Here is a 17,474-nt window from a genome sequence, read left to right on the forward strand (position 1 = left end):
GATTTCCTGCGCTGGTTGCTGGAGATGGTGCAGCGGCTCGGCCGCGGCCTGGACTGGCCGCTGCTGTTCGCGCTGCTGGCGCTGATGGGCATGGGGCTGGCGGTGCTGGACAGCGCCGGCGGCGGCAGCCTGGTGATGGCGCAGGGGGTGCGCTTCGGCGTCGGCCTGCTGGCGATGTGGGTGATCGCGCGCATGCCGATCCTGCGCATCCGTGCCTGGACGCCGATGATCTACGCGGTCTCGATGCTGCCGCTGCTGGCGGTGTTCGTGCTGGGCACCGGCAAGTACGGCCGGCAATGGCTGGACCTGAAGCTGTTCTACCTGCAGCCGGCCGAGCTGCTCAAGGTCAGCATGCCGATGATGGTGGCCTGGTACCTGCACCGGGTACCGCTGCCGCCGCGGATCCCCGCGGTGCTGGCGGCGGCGGTGATCATCGGGGTGCCGACCGCGCTGGTGATGCTGCAGCCGGACTTCGGCACCGCGGTGCTGATCGCCGCCAGCGGGGTCTTCGTGCTGTTGCTGGCGGGGCTGCCGTGGTGGTGGGTGGGCATGGGTGTGGGCGGGGTCGCGGCGGTCGCGCCGATCGCCTGGTTCTGGCTGCTGATGCCCTATCAGAAGGACCGCATCCTGATGTTCCTGGACCCGGAGAGCGACGCGCTCGGCGCGGGCTGGAACATCATCCAGTCCAAGATCGCGATCGGCTCCGGCGGGCTCACCGGCAAGGGCTGGGGGCTGGGCTCGCAGTCGCACCTGAACTTCATTCCCGAGCAGACCACCGATTTCGCCTTCTCGGTGCTGAGCGAGGAGTTCGGCTGGACCGGCGTCGCGGTGGTGCTGGCGCTCTACCTGTTCGTGGTCGGGCGCTGCCTGTGGATCGCGGTGCAGTCGCGCGACGGCTACTCGCGGCTGGTGGCCGGCGCCATCGGCCTGTCGTTCTTCGTCTATGCGCTGGTCAACGGCGGCATGATCTCCGGGCTGTTGCCGGTGGTGGGGGTGCCGATGCCGCTGATCAGCTACGGCGGCACCGCGGCGGTGTCGCTGCTGGCCGGCTTCGGCCTGGTGATGGCCGCGCGCAGCCACAACCCGGTGCACGGCGGCCATGGCTGAGCCGTGCAAGGTTCGCGCAAGCCGCCGCCGCTAGGGTACCCGCCGCATCGCCGCCGGCGCTGCACGCGCAGCACGGCCTCCCCGGGCCGCTGCACGGATCGGCGACCGGGGCGCAGGGAGCGCGCATGCGGGTCTATCCCTGGATCCTCCGCGGTGGCCGCGAGGTCTTCCGTACCCTCGACCTCCCACTGCTGGGTGCGCTGCTGGCGCTGATGGCGGTCGGGCTGGCGGTGCTGCACAGCATCGGCGGCCCGGTGCGCAGCCAGGCGCTGCACTTCGTGCTCGGGCTCGGCACCCTGTGGCTGCTGTCGCGGGTGGCGCTGCCGCGCCTGCGCGCGTGGACGCCGTGGCTGTACGCGGCGTCGATGCTGCCGCTGCTGGCGGTCTACGTGGTCGGCACCGGCAAGTACGGCCGGCGCTGGCTCAACCTGGGGCTGTTCTACCTGCAGCCGTCGGAGCTGCTCAAGCTGGGGCTGCCGTTGATGATCGCCTGGTACCTGCACCAGCGCCGGTTGCCGCCGTCGCCGCGCACGGTGGCGGTGTCGGCGCTGCTGATCGGCGTGCCGGCGGTGCTGATCCTGCTGCAGCCCAACCTGGGGACCGCGACCCTGGTCACCGCCAGCGGGGTGTTCGCGCTGCTGCTGGCCGGGCTGCACTGGGGTTGGGTCGGCGCCGGGCTCGGCGGCCTGGCGGTGGCCGCGCCGCTGGCGTGGTTCGGGTTGCTGCGGCAATACCAGAAGGACCGGGTACTGACCTTCCTGGACCCGGCCGCCGATGCGCTGGGCACAGGCTGGAACATCCTGCAGTCGCGCATCGCCATCGGTTCGGGCGGCTGGCAGGGGCGCGGGTGGGGGCGGGGCACCCAGGCCACCCTGGATTTCCTGCCCGAATCGACCACCGATTTCGCGTTCTCGGTGCTGGCCGAGGAGTTCGGCTGGCTCGGGGTGGTGGCGCTGCTGCTGCTCTACCTGTTCGTGGTCGGGCGCTGCCTGTGGATCGCCGCGCAGGCCCGCGATACCCATTCGCGGCTGCTGGCGGGCAGCCTGGGCCTGGCGTTTTTCGTCTATGTGCTGGTCAACGGCGGCATGATCTCCGGGCTGTTGCCGGTGGTGGGGGTGCCGATGCCGCTGATCAGCTATGGCGGCACCGCGGCGGTGTCGCTGCTGGCCGGCTTCGGCCTGGTGATGGCGGTGCGCGCGCACCGGCCGGTGCATGCCGGTTGAAAGTGGGACGCCGGTTCGCGGAATTTGATCTGGATCAAGTGCCGGCTGCGGCAATCGGACGACAATCCCGCCCGCCGCAGCCGCCGGCCAGCGCGTTGGCCGGCATGGCCGGAATCCGTCGAACGGGCGTGGGGAGACGCCCGGCGACCGAAGGGTTCCGGTCCAGACAGCGGCCGCGTCCGTGGGATGGGGATGCGGCCGCTGTCTGATTTTTCCGGTGCCGCGCATTCAGTTTCCGTCGCGGCCGGTCCGCGTCCGGCGCGCGCTGCACCGAGGGGTCAATCCCTTTGGTATTCATGGTGTTATTGATGGAAATTCATCCGTAACCTGTTAGGCTTCGGCGATGATCCGACGCGTCCTGATGAGTTGCCTCAGTCTCGGCCTGGTCGCCTGCGCGACCCCGCCGCAGCCCCCCGTTCCCTCCCCGCAGACGGCGGAAACGCCGGTCGCTCCGCCGGCCGCCGCTGCGCCGGCCGAAGCGGTCCCGGAGCGCAAGCCCGACCTGGCGCCGGTGGACCTGACCCCGGTGCCGTTCGAGACCGCCCGCGCCACCTTCGTGCGCGATACCGCGGCGCGCTACGGAATCGACCCGGCCTACATCGAGGCGACGCTGGCGCAGGCGCAGATCCGCGCACCGATCATCGCCGCGATGGCGCGGCCGGCCGAGCGGGTGAAGCCCTGGAACGAGTACCGGCCGATGTTCATCAGCCAGGCGCGCATCGACGGCGGCAAGCGCTTCCTGGCCGAGCACCGCGCCGAGCTGCTGCGGGTGCAGGAGCGCACCGGCGTGCCGGCCGAGGTGATCGTGGCGATCATCGGCGTGGAGACCAGCTATGGCGCCAACACCGGCAACCACCGGGTGCTGGACGCGCTGTACACGCTGGCGTTCAAGTACCCGCGCAGCGGCGATCCGGACAAGCTCGAGCGCGAGGTGCGCCGCGAGCTGTTCTTCCGCGACGAGCTGGCCAAGCTGTTCGAACTGGGTGCGCTGGAGAAGCTGGACATCACCACGCTCAAGGGCAGCTATGCCGGGGCCATGGGCATGGGCCAGTTCATGCCGTCCAGCTACCTGGACTATGCCGTGGACGGGAACGGCGACGGCCGCCGCGACCTGTTCAACAGCCATGACGACGTGTTCGCCTCCATCGCCAACTACTTCGTGAAGAAGGGCGGCTGGGTGCGCGGCGGCACGGTGGCGGTGCCGGCCACCCTCGATGCCGGCCGCGACGAGCTCAACCCGGTCGACTGGACGCCGAACCTGGACATGCAGGCGTTGGCCGCGCTGGGCTACCGGCCGCAGATTCCGGTCCGCGCCGGCGGTGCCCTGGCCACGCCGATCACGCTGGAAGGCAGCGCTGGCAAGCAGTACTGGCTGGGCTTCCAGAACTACTACGCGATCACCCGCTACAACCTGTCCAAGATGTACGCGATGGCGGTCTTCCAGCTGTCGCAGGCGATCGCCGGCCGCGAGCTGCCGCCGGCATGACGGCCCGGTGGCTGGTCCCTGCAGTGGTCGTGCTCGGGCTGGCCGCCTGCAGCAGTGCGCCGTCTCGCTCCAAGGCACCGGCCGGCAGCGGCTCCGGCGCGGTGGCCGGGAGCAGCATGCAGGGCCGCGGCGGGCGCCCGCCGCACTGCCCGGAAGGGTCGCCCTATGCCCAGGCGCAGGAAGATCCGAACACCCGCGGGCATTACCGTGCCGGCGGGCTGTACCGCCCCGGCGTGCGCGACAGCACCCCGGACCATGTGCCCGATGTCGACTGCATTCCCGAGCCGCTGGTCCGCGACGAGCCGCGCTCGGCGGTCGGCAACAAATCGCCCTACGTCGTGCTGGGCAAGGAATACCGGGTGATGGGCCGGGTCGACAACTATGTCGAGCGCGGTACCGCGTCCTACTACGGTGCCAAGTTCCACGGCCGCCTGACCTCCAACCGCGAGGTCTACGACATGTACCAGTTCACCGCCGCGCACAAGACCCTGCCGCTGCCCAGCTTCGCCCGTGTCACCAACCTGGACAACGGCGAATCGGTGGTGGTGCGGGTCAACGACCGCGGTCCATTCCACGAAGGCCGGGTGATCGACCTCAGCTATGCGGCGGCGGTACGCCTGGGCATCACCCAGCGCGGCACCGGGCGGGTCGAGGTGCGCGGCCTGACCCCGGCGCAGGACGCGCTGCTGGCGTCGCGCGGCGAGCGCCGGGCCGCGCGCGGGCGCTCGCCGGACCCGTCGCCGGCGGCCCCCACGGCAGCGGCCCCCACGGCAGCGGCGGCCCCGCCCAGCCGGATGGACCGCCTGGTCGAGGCCTTGCCGGCCGCGCCGGCCGCCGCCCAGGTGCAGGCCGCGGACGCGGCCGCGCCCACGGTGACCGTGCAGGCGCTGCCGGCGGAGACCCCGGCCACCGACACGCTGGGGGCGGTGCTGCTGCAGGTCGCCAGCTTCTCCAGCCGCGAAAACGCCACCCGCGCCCTGGGCCGGCTGAGTTCGGCGGGCATCCACGGCGGCATCCTCAGCGACGTGGTCGCCGGCGGCCGGACCCTGTGGCGCCTGCGGGTACCGGCCGACGACCTGGCCATGGCCGCGGAACTCGCGGGCCGCATCGCCGGTCTGGGACTGGGCAGTCCACAGATCGTCCGCGATTGAGGCTCCCGCGATGCCGCCGGGCGGCCCGCGCTCTGCGGCGGCCGGCCCTCGCCCTACAATGCATGCAGTGACCGCCCTTACTTTTCCTTGTCACGACAGGAACCGCTTTCCAATGAAATTCCGTTTTGCCGCCGCCGCCCTGGCCACCACCTTCGCCATCGGCCTGGCCTCCGCCCAGTCTCCCGCTCCGGCTCCCGCCCCGGCGGCCCCCGCGGCACCGGCGCAGGTGTCGATCCCGCCGGCCCCGGCGCCGTCCACCTCCACCGCCTGGGTGCTTATGGACTATGCCTCAGGCCAGGTGCTCGCCGGCGAGAACGTCCACCTGCCGGTGCCGCCGGCCAGCATCACCAAGGTGATGACCTCCTACGTGCTGGCCGCCGAGAGCCGCAACGGCAAGATCTCGCCCGACGACCAGGTGATGATGAGCGAGCGCGCCTGGCGCGAGGGCGGCGCCGGCACCGACGGCAGCTACAGCGGCTTCCCGGTCAACAAGACCGCGCGCCTGGAGGACATGGAAAAAGGCATGGCGGTGCAGTCGGGCAACGATGCCGCCATCGCCCTGGCCGAGCATGCCGCCGGCAGCCAGGAGGTGTTCGCCGAGCTGATGAACAGCTACGCCGCCAGACTGGGCATGAAGGACTCGCACTTCGTCAACGCCCATGGCCTGACCGCCGAGGGCCACCTGTCCAGCGCCTACGATCTGGCGCTGCTCGGCCGCGCCTTCGTGCGCGACTATCCCGAGACCTATGCCTACAACAAGATCAAGGAATTCACCGTAGGCAACATCACCCAGCCCAACCGCAACCAGCTGCTGTGGCGCGACCCCAGTGTGGACGGCATCAAGACCGGCCACACCTCGGCCGCGGGCTACTGCCTGATGAGCTCGGCCCAGCGCGGCGACCAGCGCCTGATCGCGGTGCTGATGGGCGGCGCGTCGGAAAAACAGCGGGCCAACGACAGCCTGGCGCTGTTGAACTGGGGGTTCCGTTTCTTCGAGACCCATCGCCTGTACGAGGCCGGCAAGGCCGTGACCGCGCAGCACGTATGGAAGGGCGCCTCCCGCGAAGTACAGCTGGGGGTGGCCGAACCGCTGCTGGTCAGCGTGCCGCGCGGCCGCTACGCCGACCTCAAGCCGAGCATGGACCTGCCCAAGCAGCTGGTGGCGCCGATCACCGCCGGCCAGCAGATCGGTACGGTCAAGGTGGCGCTGGACGGCAAGATCATCGCCGAGGCGCCGCTGGTGGCGGTGCAGGCGGTCGAGGAGGGTGGTTTCTTCAGGCGGCTGTGGGACGCCTTCATGATGTGGTGGAAGTCCTGACCCGACGGCGGATTCCCGCCTCCCGCGACCCACGGAAAGCCGGCGCCTGCGCCGGCTTTCCGCTGTCTGCGGCCAGGGGTCGCGGGCCGAATCAGCGGGCCGCGCCGAGGGGCGCGAGAACGGCCGGGGGCGCTGTCGCGGATTCCCGTTTCGCGGCACTGGACAAGCTTGCGCGAGGTGAAGGGCACTCGTTGTGCTGCGCCACAAAATTTCGTGAAGAGTGTGTGATGAGGTCGCGCATCTCCCGCCACGGCTGGGCGTCCCGGCCGCGGCTCATGCCCGCGTACCGGAACAGGGGAAACATGACGTATTCAATGAAGAGGCCAGCCTCCCGGCTGGCCATTGCGGTGGCGTTTGCCATCGCCGCCACGAACCTTCCCAGCCATGCCTTCTTCGGCAAGAAAGAGTGTAAGTCCTTGGAAGGAACCTTGCGCATTTCCGAACCCGATGACGGGCTGGGGGCCTGGGCCAGCTATGGACTGCCGGCGCCCTCGCGCATGCTCAGGGTGCTGGTGAACGAATCCAAGTGTTTCACAGTGCTCGATCGCGGCGTCGGGCTCGCGGCGGCGCAGGAGGAGCGCGCGCTGGCCAACGCCGGGCACCTGGCGGAGGGGCAGAACCTCCATGATGCCCAGATGCTGGGTGCCGACTATGTCCTGATTCCGGACATCATGTCGCAGAACGAGGATGCCGGCGGCGGCAGCATAGGCGGCAGCGTGTCGAACGGGCGGCCCAAGCGCGGCCTGATCGGTGGAGCGCTGAACGTGGCCACGCTGGGCGTCGCGGGCAAGCTGTCCGGTGGCATGAGCAGCCGCAGGCAGACGGCAGAAGTGGTGCTGACGCTGGTCGACGTGCGCACGTCGGCGCAGTTGTTCACGACCACCGGCGAGGCCAGGATCAGCGACCGCGCCTGGTCGGCGGCCGCGGCCGCGGGCAGCCCCAAGGGCAGCGCAAGCGCGAATGCCGGGCGGTGGACGAATACCGAGATCGGCCAGGTGATCCAGAAGGCGTATGAAGACGCCTACGAGAGCCTGATGGAGCAAGTGATGGACCGGCAGGCCCGGCGCCCTGGCGGGCGTCGCGGGGGCAGCATTCTGCTCAATACCCAGGCGGGCCCCGCGGGCCCGGAGGGTCGGCGCCTCCTCGAGCGCGAGGCGCAGCCGGATGTGCCGGGAGTGAGGCCCGCAGTGGCGGCCGCGGCAGCCGCCGCATCGGCATTGTCCGCTGCAGGGGCGCCGTCGGTGGCTGAGCCGCCGCTGGCCGCCGATGTCGAGGAGACCGTGGCGATGCACGCGCAGCAGCCGAGGGCGGCTGGACGGGAGGGCATCGACGCGAACACCCTGGTGGTGCGCCGGATCACCCGCCTGCTGGCCGCTGCTGACAGTCAGGCCGAGACGGTGGCCGAGCTGCGGACCGGCATGCTGGTGTTCCCGACAGGCGCGCGCGAAGGCGTGCTGGTGGAAGTCGAGGACGAAATGGGCAACAAGGGCTGGGTGCCCGAGGTCGCGGTGAACAGCGTCCAGTAGCGCACCGCGCTTGCCGATGGCCGGGCGCGGGGCCCGGCCGCGCCGGCGTGTACTCCCGGCGTGTCCGGGCGTGCGGCCGGCGCTCAGAGGGTCCGGCTGAGGGTGAAGCTGCCGAACACCGGCCGTTCCCGCTGTCCTTCGAACTCGCGGCTGCGGTGGTAGCGGGCCAGTGCGAACTTCCAGCGGCCGTGGATCAGCGCCACGCCGTAGCCGAGGTCGCCGACCACGTGGCGCTTGTCCACGCGGTGGCTGCGCCGGAAGGTGTTGCCGTCCAGGGTGATGTCGCGCAGCACCCAGCGCGCGTCGGCGGTCAGGAACAGGTGCCCGGACCAGCCCGGCAGGCGTCCGCCACGGGTCGGGGCGGTGTTCTCGCCGGCCGGCCGCATCGGCGAGCTGCCGAAGTCGTCGGGCAGCTTCCAGCCGGCGCGCAGTTCGCCGCCGGCATTGCCATGGGTGGTCAGGTTGCCCAGCGCGGCGCCGCCGTGGCCGATCGCGTCCCAGCTCCAGCCGGCCGGGGTGCGCGCGGGCCGGCGCCACATGCGTTCGTGCAGCAGCCTGAACACGGGTTCGTTGTGCAGCTGGTGCTGCCAGCCCTTGAACTTCTCATCGTGGAGCAGGCGATGCACGGCATCCTGCACCTGCTTGCCCTGGGCGGCAGGGCCCACCACGCCCAGCGCCAGCTGGGTGGTGCGCAGCTGGTTGCCGGTGCGCGCGTTGTAGCCGAAGTTGGCCAGCAGCGCGGCGGCGTAGGGGCGGTCGTCCTCGATCAGGTCGGCACGGCTGCGGTCGGTGGGGGTGAACAGCCCCTGGCCGATGCTGACGATCATGTTCTGCTGCTCGAACCGGCCCGGGTGCAGGCGTTCCAGGCGGCGGTTGAGCCAGCGCGCCGGGGCCGGCAGGCAGGGGTCGTCGGTGTAGTCCCGCAGGTTGGGCGAGACCAGGGTCAGCAGGGCGCCATTGGTATAGCCCTGGTCCTGGTGGCGGCCGCCGAACAGGTCGTTGTCGACGCGGAAGTTGACCGCCGGCGGGTGTTCGCGCAGCGCGCTGCCGGTACAGGTGGCGGCGGCATGGGCGGCGGCGCTGGGCAGCGCCAGCAGTGCCAGGGGCAGCCAGGAGCGGATAGCCATCCGAGGGTTCCGGAGGTGGGGCAAGCGGCCAGCTTAGCCCTGCCGGCGGTGGCCCGGCAGCCCGTCGGGCCGGATCACATCGTTGCGCCGTCGGGCCCGCCGACGCGGCCGCTGGTCCGGCGAGGGCCGGAAGGTGTTGGAAAGCGTCAGGGTGCTGGGGTAGCATCCCCGCCCGACCACCCCGCCGCCTGCCAGACTGGCCTCCCGCAAGAGTTCAGCTCGACCGCCGAGGGGTTTTCTGGCCAAAGCAACGCGCCGCGCAACGGCGCAGGTATACGGGGACACACACCACTATGCGTAACATCTTTTCGCCGCTGATGGCGGCCGCCGCCCTGACCGTGGGCATCGCTTCGCTCGTGTCGGTGCAGCCGGCGCAGGCATCGTTCAAGAACACCGGCACCCGGGCCCAGGAGCAGCGCAGGCAGGCGGCGGCGGACATCCCGGTCTGCCAGCGCCCGATCGGCACCATTTCGGTCATCGAGCCCGAGGACGCCACCCACTGGTGGACCGGCCAGCAGCTGCCGGCGCCGTCGCGCCTGATCAAGGTGTTCGTCAACCGTTCGCGCTGCTTCACCCTGGTCGACCGTGGCGCCGGCATGGCCGCCGGCCAGTTCGAGCGCGAGCTGGCCGCCAGTGGCGACCTGCGCGGCCGTTCCAACGTCGGCAAGGGCCAGATCCGTGCCGCTGACTACGTGATGGTGCCGGACCTGATCTCGCAGAACAGCAATGCCGGCGGCAACGCCATCGGCGGCCTGCTCGGCGGGCTGATCGGCGGCAAGGCCGGCGCGGTCGTCGGCGGCCTGAACTTCCGCAACAAGACCGCGGACGTGGTGCTGACCGTGACCGACGTGCGCTCTTCCGAGCAGGTCGCGATCTCCGAGGGGTCGGCGCGCAAGAGCGATGTCGGCTTCGGCGCCAGCGGTGGCCTGTTCGGCGGCAGCGGCTTCGGCGGTGCCGGGGTCGGCGGCTACGCCAACACCGAGATCGGCCAGGTCATCACCATGGCCTACCTGCAGGCCTACACCGACATCGTCGCCCAGCTCGGCGGCCTGAGCGACAACCCGTCGGCGTCCAACGCCCACCAGGCGGTCACCGTGGTCCGCCCGGGCCGGCTGCTGGCCAATGCCGCCGGCAGCGGCGCGGCGGTGCGCTCGCTGGACCCGGGCATGATGCTGTACCCGACCGGCGAGAAGCAGGGCGTGATGTGGGAGGTCGAGGACGAACTGGGCAACAAGGGCTGGGTGTCCTCCACCCTGCTGGAACTGTCCAAGTAAGCGCATTGCACCGGCATCGGCCGGTGCGACCGGGCAGGCGCCGGCCGCTGGCCGGCACGCCCCCGGGCAGGACAACGCAGCTTTCCGCGAAAGGGCCGCCGACAGCGGCCCTTTCGTCCTTTCCGGCCTTGGGTTTGCCGGGCCGCGCCCTGATAATGACGGGCATGGAAATCAAGTCCGACAACCCCGAACACGGCTTTCAGTTCCCCGGCACCTTCGAGCTGAGCGCGATGGGCGCGGCCAACATCGGCCTGGAGCGCGAGCTGCCGCAACGGCTGCAGGACGCCGGCCTGGAAGTGCTCAGCGAGCGCATCAGCTGGAAGCACTCCTCCAACGGCAAGTACGTCTCCGTGCGCATCGCCTTCAAGGCCGACAGCCGCGAGCAGTACGACGCCGCGCACCAGGCCCTGCGCGACCACCCGGAAGTGAAGTGGACGCTGTAGGCGAGGCCCGTCCGGGCACGGCCGCGCCGGCCGTGCGCCGCACGGCGACCGTGCGTGACCTCGGCCGGCAGCCGTATGCGCCGGTCTGGCAGGCGATGCAGCGCTTCACCGACGCCCGCGGCGAGGACGGTGCCGACGAACTGTGGGTGGTCGAGCACGACCCGGTGTTCACCCTGGGCCAGGCCGGCAAGGACGAGCACGTGCTGACGCCGGGCGACATCCCGGTGCTGCACGTGGACCGCGGCGGCCAGGTGACCTACCACGGCCCCGGGCAGATCGTGGTCTACCCGCTGCTGGACCTGCGCCGCCTCGGCATCGGCGTGCGCGACTACGTCTGCCGCATCGAGCAGGCGATCATCGACACGCTGGACGAGTGGAACATCGTCGCCGAACGCCTGGAGGGCGCGCCGGGCGTGTATGTCGGCGGCGCCAAGATCGCCGCGCTCGGCATCCGCGTGCGCCGTGGCTGCAGCTTCCATGGACTGGCCTTCAATGTCGGCCTGGACCTGGAGCCCTTCCATCGCATCAACCCCTGCGGCTACGCCGGGATGCAGGTGACCTCGGTGCTAGACTTGGGCGGCCCTTCGGGCGTCGAAGCGGTCAAGCCGGTGCTGCTGTCCCACCTGGCCAGGCAGTTCGGCCTGGACCTGAACGCCGATCCCCGATTGCCCGACCTGACTACGCGGCGCTAGAGGCCGCCGGAACGCCATGACAGAATCCACCAGCCGCTCCATCCCCCTGCAGGTCGTGCAGGGCGACCTTCCGTCCGCGTCGCTGCAGGCCGGCGCCAAGCAGCTCGGTGGCGACAAGATCAACCGTTCGCCGGTGCAGTTCGCCGATGCGCCGGTGCTGCGCAAGCCCTCCTGGATCCGCGTGCGCATCCCCTCCGGCAACGCCGTGCAGCAGCTCAAGGCCAAGCTGCGCGAGAACCGCCTGGTGACGGTGTGCGAGGAGGCCAGCTGCCCGAACATCCACGAATGCTTCGGCCACGGCACCGCGACCTTCATGATCCTCGGCGAGGTCTGCACCCGCCGCTGCTCGTTCTGCGACGTCGCCCACGGCCGCCCCAAGCCGCCGGACGCGGCCGAGCCGCTGCACCTGGCGCAGACGGTCAAGGACATGGGCCTGAAGTACGTGGTGGTCACCAGCGTCGACCGTGACGACCTGCGCGATGGCGGCGCCGGCCATTTCGTCGACTGCATCAGCGCGATCCGCGAGTTCAGCCCCGGTACCCGCATCGAGATCCTGACCCCGGACTTCCGCGGCAAGGGCCGCATGGAGCGCGCGCTGGAGATCCTGGCGGTCAACCCGCCGGACGTGTTCAACCACAACATCGAGACGGTGCCGGACCTGTACCGCAACGTGCGTCCGGGCGCGGACTACCAGTGGTCGCTGACCCTGCTGCAGAAGTTCAAGGCCCAGCACCCGGGCGTACCGACCAAGTCCGGCATCATGCTCGGCCTCGGCGAGACCCTGGAGCAGGTGCAGGCGACGCTGCGCGACCTGCGTGCGCACGACGTGGAAATGGTCACCATCGGCCAGTACCTGCAGCCCACCCCGCACCACCACCCGGTGCTGCGCTACTGGACGCCGGAGGAGTACAAGGCGCTGGAGGACTACGGCTACGCGCTGGGCTTCCACCACGTGGCGTCCGGCCCGATGGTGCGCTCGTCCTACCATGCCGACCAGCAGGCCGCCGGTGCCGGCGTCCGCGCCTGATCCGCGCCGTCCCGCGCCCGGTCCGTCCGTCCGCGGGCCGCGGGCGTCCGCCGCGGTTCACGTTCCGCTACGGTGCGCCGGCTAGGCTGAGGGCGCCCGGATGACAAGCCTCGAAACTTGCGGCACTGTCCGGTTGTCCGGCCTGTCCGCCGCCCACCCCCGCCTGGTGCCACGAGTATCTTGATGAACTACCGAGTTCCCGCCTTCCTGCTGGCTTTCGCGCTGACCGTGCCGGCGGCGCTGCTGGCCCGCGCGACACCGGCGGTGCCGGCCGCCGCGACCCCCGACCAGGCGACCACCGCGCGGCTGGTGTACGGGCTGCTGTCCGACAGCCGCTACGCCTATCGTCCGCGGCCGCTGGACGCGGCGACCTCGCAGGACGTGTTCAAGCGCTACCTGGAATCGCTGGACAGCGGCAAGCAGTTCTTCACCCGCGAGGACGTGGACGGGTTCGCCGGCCTGGCCGAGCGCACCGGCGCGGCGATCCGTGGCGGCGAACTGGACCCGGCCTTCGAGGTGTTCGCGGTCTACCGCCAGCGCGTGACCGAGCGCGTGGCCTACGCCCGGCAGCTGCTCCGCCAGGAGCCGGACTTCGCCGTCGAGGAGCGTTTCGACTACGACCGCAAGGACGTGCCATGGGCGGACGCCCCCGAGCTGGATGAACTGTGGCGCAAGTCGGTCAAGAACGACTGGCTGCGGCTGAAGCTGGCCGGCAAGTCCGCCGCGGACATCCGCAAGACCCTGGACAAGCGCTACGCCACCCTGCTCAAGGGCATCAACGAATGGAAGAACGAGGACGTGTTCTCGATCTTCCTCAACGCCTACACGCGTGCGGTCGATCCGCACACCGACTATTTCACGCCGCGCACGGCGGAGAACTTCAACCAGGCCATGTCGCTGTCGCTGGAGGGCATCGGCGCGCAGCTGCAGCGCCAGGACGACGTGGTGGTGATCCGCGAGATCATCGCCGGCGGCCCGGCCTCGGTGGACGGCACGCTGCAGCCCGGCGACCGCATCGTCGGCGTCGGCCAGGGCCGCTCCGGCCAGATGGAGGACGTGATCGGCTGGCGCATCGACGATGTGGTGGCCAAGATCCGCGGCGCCAAGGACACCCAGGTGCGGCTGGAGTACATCCCCGCGGCCGAAGGGCTGGACGGCAAGCACCGCATGGTGACCCTGACCCGCCAGAAGGTGCGGCTGGCCGAGCAGGCCGCCAAGGGCGAGACGATGACCATCCCCGGTGTCGACGGTGAGCCCGAACGCCGCATCGGCATCGTCAAGCTGCCCACGTTCTACCAGGACTTCGAGGGCCGCCGCCGCAACGCCACCGACTATGCCTCGGCCACTCGCGACGTCGGCCGGCTGCTGGCCGGCTTCAAGGCCGACAAGCTCGACGGCGTGGTGCTGGACCTGCGCAACAACGGCGGCGGCTCGCTGGACGAGGCGATCGAATTGACGGGCCTGTTCATCGAGCAGGGCCCGGTGGTGCAGGTGCGCGAATCCGGCGGCCGCGTCACCGTGAACAGCGACCGCAACCCGGGGGTGGCCTGGGACGGTCCGCTGGCGGTGCTGATCAACCGCGGCTCGGCCTCGGCCTCGGAGATCTTCGCCGGCGCCATCCAGGACTACGGTCGCGGTCTGGTGATCGGCGAGACCACCTTCGGCAAGGGCACCGTGCAGAACGTGGTGCCGCTGGACCGCTGGCCGGCCAGCGAGAAAGAGCGCTTCGGCCAGGTCAAGCTGACCATCGCCCAGTTCTTCCGCGTCAGCGGCTCGTCCACCCAGCACAAGGGGGTGGTGCCGGACCTGGCGTTCCCGGCCAGCGTGGATGCCAGCGAGTTCGGCGAGAGCACCTACGACAACGCGCTGCCGTGGACCCGCATCGCCGCGGTGCCGCATACCCGCTACGGGAACTTCGCGCCGATCGTGCCGCGGCTGGAGGCCCGCCACACCACCCGCATCCGCGACGACCGCGAATTCCAGTGGTGGCAGGAGGACGTGGACCAGTTCCGCACCGAGGCGGCCAAGAAGTACGTCTCGCTCAACGAGGCCGAGCGCCGTGCCGAACGCGACCGCCAGGAAACGCAGCGCAAGCAGCGCCAGGAGATCCGCAAGGCCCTGGGGCTGCCGCTGGACCCGCTGGCCGACGACGGCAGCGACGACGGCCTGACCGGCAACGAGCGCGACATCGTCAAGGACGCGGCCCGCGAAAAGGCGGCGGAAAAGCGCCCGGATCCGTTGCTGAAGGAGTCCGCCTCGATCCTGGCCGACGCCGTGAACCTGCTGGAGAACGACCGCCCGCTGTCGGCGCAGGTGCTGCCGCAGTCCACCGGCCCCGGACGCTGGGCCGACTGAACCGGCGCCGTCAGGTTTCCTCCACGCGGGCGGCGCTATGCTCCGGGGTCGTCCCGGATGTGGAGATGCCATGCGCAGGCGTTCGCGCCCTGCCTTGCCGCGCGCCCCGCGCCCCGCGGGTCCGCGCCGCGACGGGCCCGCCCCGGGACCGGCCGCGACCGGCCTGAGCGCCCGCCGATGACCCGGACCGGCCGCCATGTGCTGCCGGCCGTCGCCGTGCTGGTACTGGGCATGGCACCCGCCGCCGCCGGCGCGGGGTGCCTGCTGCCGTTGCTGCAGAGCCTGGGATGGCAGGTGCGGGACGCCGACGTGCGCGTGCCGACGGTCCATGGCGGTACGCCTTGCCGGCGCGCCTCGCTGGAGGCGGCCTGGCAGCACGGCGACCTGCAGGTGCGGGTGCCGCGCGGCTATGACGCCGACCGCCGCGACCAGGTCTACCGCGACCTGCTGGAACACCCGGCCACGCTGTGTGCCTACGCCTTCGTGCTGGGGGACGCCACCCGCCGCGCCACCGCACGGCTGCAGGCCAACTCCGGCTACCGCTTTTCCGCGCTGCAGCTGGGCTGGATCGGATTCGGCCCGCGCGGAGCGCAGGCGCAGGGCTGGCAGCGGTTCCGCAGCTTCGGGCGCGGCTATGCCCCGGCCGGCGGCAACACCGCGGCGATCGAGGCCTTCTACAGCGGGTGGGTGCGTTCCGAATGCGGCGTGGGGCGCCAGGTGGCGCAGCTGGCGACCCAGCGCGAACTGTACGGCGAGGCCGGCTTCGACCGCGAATTCACGGCGGGCGAGCTGTCGATCGGCACCTTCCTCACCCTGCACGACACGCCGAGCATCCTGCTGGGCAGCAACGCCGGCGAGTTGTTCGCCGACGGCAAGGCGGTGCGGACCTCCCGGCTGGGCCGCCAGGCCTTCGTCGGCGTGCCCGGTTTCATCGTCCATGTGTTCGACAAGCACTATCTGGACGACATCAACAACCAGGCCGAGAACTTCGTGATCACCGAGGTGAGCGCGGAAGCGGCCGATGCCCTCGCGCGGCACGGCGGGCTGGAACACTACGATGCGCTCAACCGGCGCCTGTGGGCGTTGTCGCGGCAGTTCCCGGGCAGTGGCCGGCGGCGTTTCGAGCGCTTGCTGTATGCGCGCGATCCGGCGCTGCGCGCGGCGGTGCCGGAGGCGCAGCGGCCGTTGCTGGCGCAGATGGACGCCGTGCTCGCCGACCCGGTCTACACCGGGGTGCATGTGTATGTGCACCCCAAGGGCGTGCGTCCGCTGGGCTACCACATCGCGCGCCTGCTGGACCGCAATCCGCGCACCCCCTACAGCATCGAGCTGGGGCTGCACAATCTGCACACGACGCTGTTCAGGCGCTGGCTGCGGGCGCAGCTGCGCGACTGCACCGCGTCCACCTCCTTCATCCAACCACGAGGCAACGTATGGAACTGGGCATGATCGGACTGGGGCGGATGGGCGCCAACATGGCGCAGCGTCTGCAGCGCGGCGGCCTGGAGGTGACCGGATTCGATCCGGGCGCGGAGGCCCGCGCGCGCCTGGCCGCAGCCGGTGGCGCCACCGCCGACAGCCTGGAGGCGCTGGTGCAGGCGCTGCCGTCGCCGCGGGTACTGTGGCTGATGGTGCCGGCCGAAGCGGTCGACCCGGTGCTCGAACAGCTGCTGCCGCTGCTCGCGCCGGGCGACCTGGTCGTGGACGGCGGCAACTCCTGGTACCGCCACGCGGCACGGCGCGCACAGCGCTGCGGGCAGGCCCGGGTGGCGTTCGTCGACTGCGGCACCAGCGGCGGGGTCTGGGGCCTGGAGGAAGGCTATTGCCTGATGCTGGGCGGCGAGGCGGCGGCGTTGGCGCGGCTGCGGCCGGCGCTGCAGGCGCTGGCGCCGGCGGCCGACCGCGGCTGGGCGCACGTGGGCCCGGTGGGGGCGGGGCATTTCTGCAAGATGGTCCACAACGGCATCGAGTACGGCATGATGCAGGCCTACGCGGAAGGCTTCGCACTGATGCAGAAAAAGCAGGAATTCGAGCTGGACCTGGCACAGGTGGCCGAGGTGTGGCGGCACGGCAGCGTGGTCCGTTCCTGGCTGCTGGACCTCAGCGCCGAGGCGCTGCAGCGCAATCCGGGCCTGGAGGGCATCGCCCCCTATGTGCAGGATTCGGGCGAAGGGCGCTGGACGGTCAACGAAGCGATCGAGCTGGAGGTGTCGGCGCCGGTGATCACGCTCTCGCTGCTGGAGCGGCTGCGCTCGCGCGAGTCCAACTCGTTCGCCGACCGGCTGTTGGCGCAGATGCGCAGCGGCTTCGGCGGGCATGCGGTCAAGGCGGCCAACGATGGCCCGTGACGGAATGCCGGGCCGGAGGGCGGCGGGGCGGCGAGCGCCCTGGCCGCAGCTGGGCGGCGTACTGCTGGCGCTCGCGCTGCCGCTGGGCGCGGTGGCCTTGCCGCCGGCGCCTCCGCTGCCGCCCCTGCCGCCCCTGCCGGCGGCGCCGCGCGAGGTCAGCGATGCCTGGATCAGCACCCGGCTGCGTGCGGCGCTGGTGCCCCTGCAGCGCCGCGGGGCCGCACAGGTCGAGGTGAACACCCTGGACGGCCGGGTGGTGCTGGACGGGCGGGTCGACAACGCCCTCACCCTGGAGCAGGTGACCGCGCTCGCCGGCGGCCTCAGGGGCGTGGTCGAGGTGGATGCCGGCGCGCTGCAGGTCGGGCTGGTCCCGGGAGCGCCCTGACCGTGGCGATGG

General features: G+C 71.1%; 15 protein-coding genes. 14 read left to right on the forward strand and 1 reads right to left on the reverse strand.

Going from position 1 to position 17,474, the window contains the following annotated elements; all coding sequences use genetic code 11:
- Window positions 1-24: 24 nt before the first annotated feature.
- From rodA (K5L01_RS10285) to K5L01_RS10310, 6 genes are all read left to right on the forward strand, one after another.
- The gene (gene rodA, locus K5L01_RS10285; RefSeq protein ID WP_272494180.1) at window positions 25-1,107 is read left to right on the forward strand and encodes a rod shape-determining protein RodA; all 1,083 of its coding nucleotides are present in this window, start codon (window positions 25-27) and stop codon (window positions 1,105-1,107) included.
- Between the two features lie 125 nt (window positions 1,108-1,232).
- Window positions 1,233-2,330 (forward strand): rod shape-determining protein RodA, encoded by a 1,098-nt coding sequence (gene rodA / locus K5L01_RS10290; protein WP_250064303.1) that lies wholly within the window; start codon window positions 1,233-1,235, stop codon window positions 2,328-2,330.
- 343 nt (window positions 2,331-2,673) lie between these two features.
- The gene (gene mltB / locus K5L01_RS10295) at window positions 2,674-3,816 is read left to right on the forward strand and encodes a lytic murein transglycosylase B (RefSeq protein WP_250064304.1); all 1,143 of its coding nucleotides are present in this window, start codon (window positions 2,674-2,676) and stop codon (window positions 3,814-3,816) included.
- Window positions 3,813-4,967 carry a septal ring lytic transglycosylase RlpA family protein gene (locus K5L01_RS10300; protein WP_250064305.1) on the forward strand — a complete coding sequence of 385 codons (1,155 nt, stop codon included), beginning with the start codon at window positions 3,813-3,815 and terminating at the stop codon, window positions 4,965-4,967. Before mltB ends, K5L01_RS10300 begins: the two co-directional genes overlap by 4 nt.
- A 112-nt stretch (window positions 4,968-5,079) precedes the next feature.
- A complete protein-coding gene (locus tag K5L01_RS10305; RefSeq protein WP_250064306.1) occupies window positions 5,080-6,285 on the forward strand; it encodes a D-alanyl-D-alanine carboxypeptidase family protein in 1,206 nt (401 codons plus the stop codon).
- A gap of 302 nt (window positions 6,286-6,587) precedes the next feature.
- A complete protein-coding gene (locus tag K5L01_RS10310; RefSeq protein ID WP_250064307.1) occupies window positions 6,588-7,811 on the forward strand; it encodes a CsgG/HfaB family protein in 1,224 nt (407 codons plus the stop codon).
- Window positions 7,812-7,894: 83 nt separating this feature from the next.
- On the opposite strand, the gene K5L01_RS10315 is transcribed toward K5L01_RS10310, so the two are convergent.
- Window positions 7,895-8,938 carry a lipid A deacylase LpxR family protein gene (locus K5L01_RS10315; protein WP_250064308.1) on the reverse strand — a complete coding sequence of 348 codons (1,044 nt, stop codon included), beginning with the start codon at window positions 8,936-8,938 and terminating at the stop codon, window positions 7,895-7,897.
- Between the two features lie 293 nt (window positions 8,939-9,231).
- On the opposite strand from K5L01_RS10315, the gene K5L01_RS10320 reads away from it, so the two are divergent.
- The 8 genes from K5L01_RS10320 (at window position 9,232) to K5L01_RS10355 (ending at window position 17,462) form a co-directional block, all read left to right on the forward strand.
- The gene (locus tag K5L01_RS10320; protein WP_250064309.1) at window positions 9,232-10,212 is read left to right on the forward strand and encodes a CsgG/HfaB family protein; all 981 of its coding nucleotides are present in this window, start codon (window positions 9,232-9,234) and stop codon (window positions 10,210-10,212) included.
- Window positions 10,213-10,376: 164 nt separating this feature from the next.
- A complete protein-coding gene (locus K5L01_RS10325; RefSeq protein ID WP_250064310.1) occupies window positions 10,377-10,655 on the forward strand; it encodes a DUF493 family protein in 279 nt (92 codons plus the stop codon).
- The gene (gene lipB / locus K5L01_RS10330; RefSeq protein WP_250064311.1) at window positions 10,643-11,347 is read left to right on the forward strand and encodes a lipoyl(octanoyl) transferase LipB; all 705 of its coding nucleotides are present in this window, start codon (window positions 10,643-10,645) and stop codon (window positions 11,345-11,347) included. Before K5L01_RS10325 ends, lipB begins: the two co-directional genes overlap by 13 nt.
- A 16-nt stretch (window positions 11,348-11,363) precedes the next feature.
- On the forward strand, window positions 11,364-12,374 hold the full coding sequence (gene lipA, locus K5L01_RS10335) for a lipoyl synthase (RefSeq protein ID WP_250064312.1): 1,011 nt from the start codon (window positions 11,364-11,366) through the stop codon (window positions 12,372-12,374).
- 183 nt (window positions 12,375-12,557) lie between these two features.
- Window positions 12,558-14,729, forward strand: a complete 2,172-nt coding sequence (locus tag K5L01_RS10340; protein WP_250064313.1) for a carboxy terminal-processing peptidase — start codon at window positions 12,558-12,560, stop codon at window positions 14,727-14,729.
- Window positions 14,730-14,906: 177 nt separating this feature from the next.
- Window positions 14,907-16,178, forward strand: a complete 1,272-nt coding sequence (locus K5L01_RS10345) for a hypothetical protein (RefSeq protein ID WP_425603879.1) — start codon at window positions 14,907-14,909, stop codon at window positions 16,176-16,178.
- Complete coding sequence (gene gnd, locus K5L01_RS10350; RefSeq protein ID WP_250064314.1) at window positions 16,163-17,077, forward strand: phosphogluconate dehydrogenase (NAD(+)-dependent, decarboxylating); 915 nt, start codon at window positions 16,163-16,165, stop codon at window positions 17,075-17,077. The genes K5L01_RS10345 and gnd overlap by 16 nt, the downstream gene beginning before the upstream one ends.
- Window positions 17,067-17,462 (forward strand): BON domain-containing protein, encoded by a 396-nt coding sequence (locus tag K5L01_RS10355; RefSeq protein ID WP_250064315.1) that lies wholly within the window; start codon window positions 17,067-17,069, stop codon window positions 17,460-17,462. The genes gnd and K5L01_RS10355 overlap by 11 nt, the downstream gene beginning before the upstream one ends.
- Window positions 17,463-17,474: the final 12 nt, after the last annotated feature.

Source organism: Stenotrophomonas mori (assembly GCF_023556335.1).
GTDB classification, from domain to species: domain Bacteria; phylum Pseudomonadota; class Gammaproteobacteria; order Xanthomonadales; family Xanthomonadaceae; genus Stenotrophomonas; species Stenotrophomonas mori.

Excerpts from the sequence above, each read along its gene's own strand:
- lipA (WP_250064312.1), top strand. The coding sequence starts at position 11,364 with ATGACAGAATCCACCAGCCGCTCCATCCCCCTGCAGGTCGTGCAGGGC.
- K5L01_RS10340 (WP_250064313.1), top strand. The coding sequence starts at position 12,558 with ATGAACTACCGAGTTCCCGCCTTCCTGCTGGCTTTCGCGCTGACCGTG.
- K5L01_RS10345 (WP_425603879.1), top strand. The coding sequence starts at position 14,907 with ATGACCCGGACCGGCCGCCATGTGCTGCCGGCCGTCGCCGTGCTGGTA.
- K5L01_RS10320 (WP_250064309.1), top strand. The coding sequence starts at position 9,232 with ATGCGTAACATCTTTTCGCCGCTGATGGCGGCCGCCGCCCTGACCGTG.
- rodA (WP_250064303.1), top strand. The coding sequence starts at position 1,233 with ATGCGGGTCTATCCCTGGATCCTCCGCGGTGGCCGCGAGGTCTTCCGT.
- gnd (WP_250064314.1), top strand. The coding sequence starts at position 16,163 with ATGGAACTGGGCATGATCGGACTGGGGCGGATGGGCGCCAACATGGCG.
- K5L01_RS10300 (WP_250064305.1), top strand. The coding sequence starts at position 3,813 with ATGACGGCCCGGTGGCTGGTCCCTGCAGTGGTCGTGCTCGGGCTGGCC.
- K5L01_RS10315 (WP_250064308.1), bottom strand. The coding sequence starts at position 8,938 with ATGGCTATCCGCTCCTGGCTGCCCCTGGCACTGCTGGCGCTGCCCAGC.
- K5L01_RS10305 (WP_250064306.1), top strand. The coding sequence starts at position 5,080 with ATGAAATTCCGTTTTGCCGCCGCCGCCCTGGCCACCACCTTCGCCATC.
- K5L01_RS10310 (WP_250064307.1), top strand. The coding sequence starts at position 6,588 with ATGACGTATTCAATGAAGAGGCCAGCCTCCCGGCTGGCCATTGCGGTG.
- rodA (WP_272494180.1), top strand. The coding sequence starts at position 25 with ATGGTGCAGCGGCTCGGCCGCGGCCTGGACTGGCCGCTGCTGTTCGCG.
- K5L01_RS10325 (WP_250064310.1), top strand. The coding sequence starts at position 10,377 with ATGGAAATCAAGTCCGACAACCCCGAACACGGCTTTCAGTTCCCCGGC.
- mltB (WP_250064304.1), top strand. The coding sequence starts at position 2,674 with ATGATCCGACGCGTCCTGATGAGTTGCCTCAGTCTCGGCCTGGTCGCC.
- K5L01_RS10355 (WP_250064315.1), top strand. The coding sequence starts at position 17,067 with ATGGCCCGTGACGGAATGCCGGGCCGGAGGGCGGCGGGGCGGCGAGCG.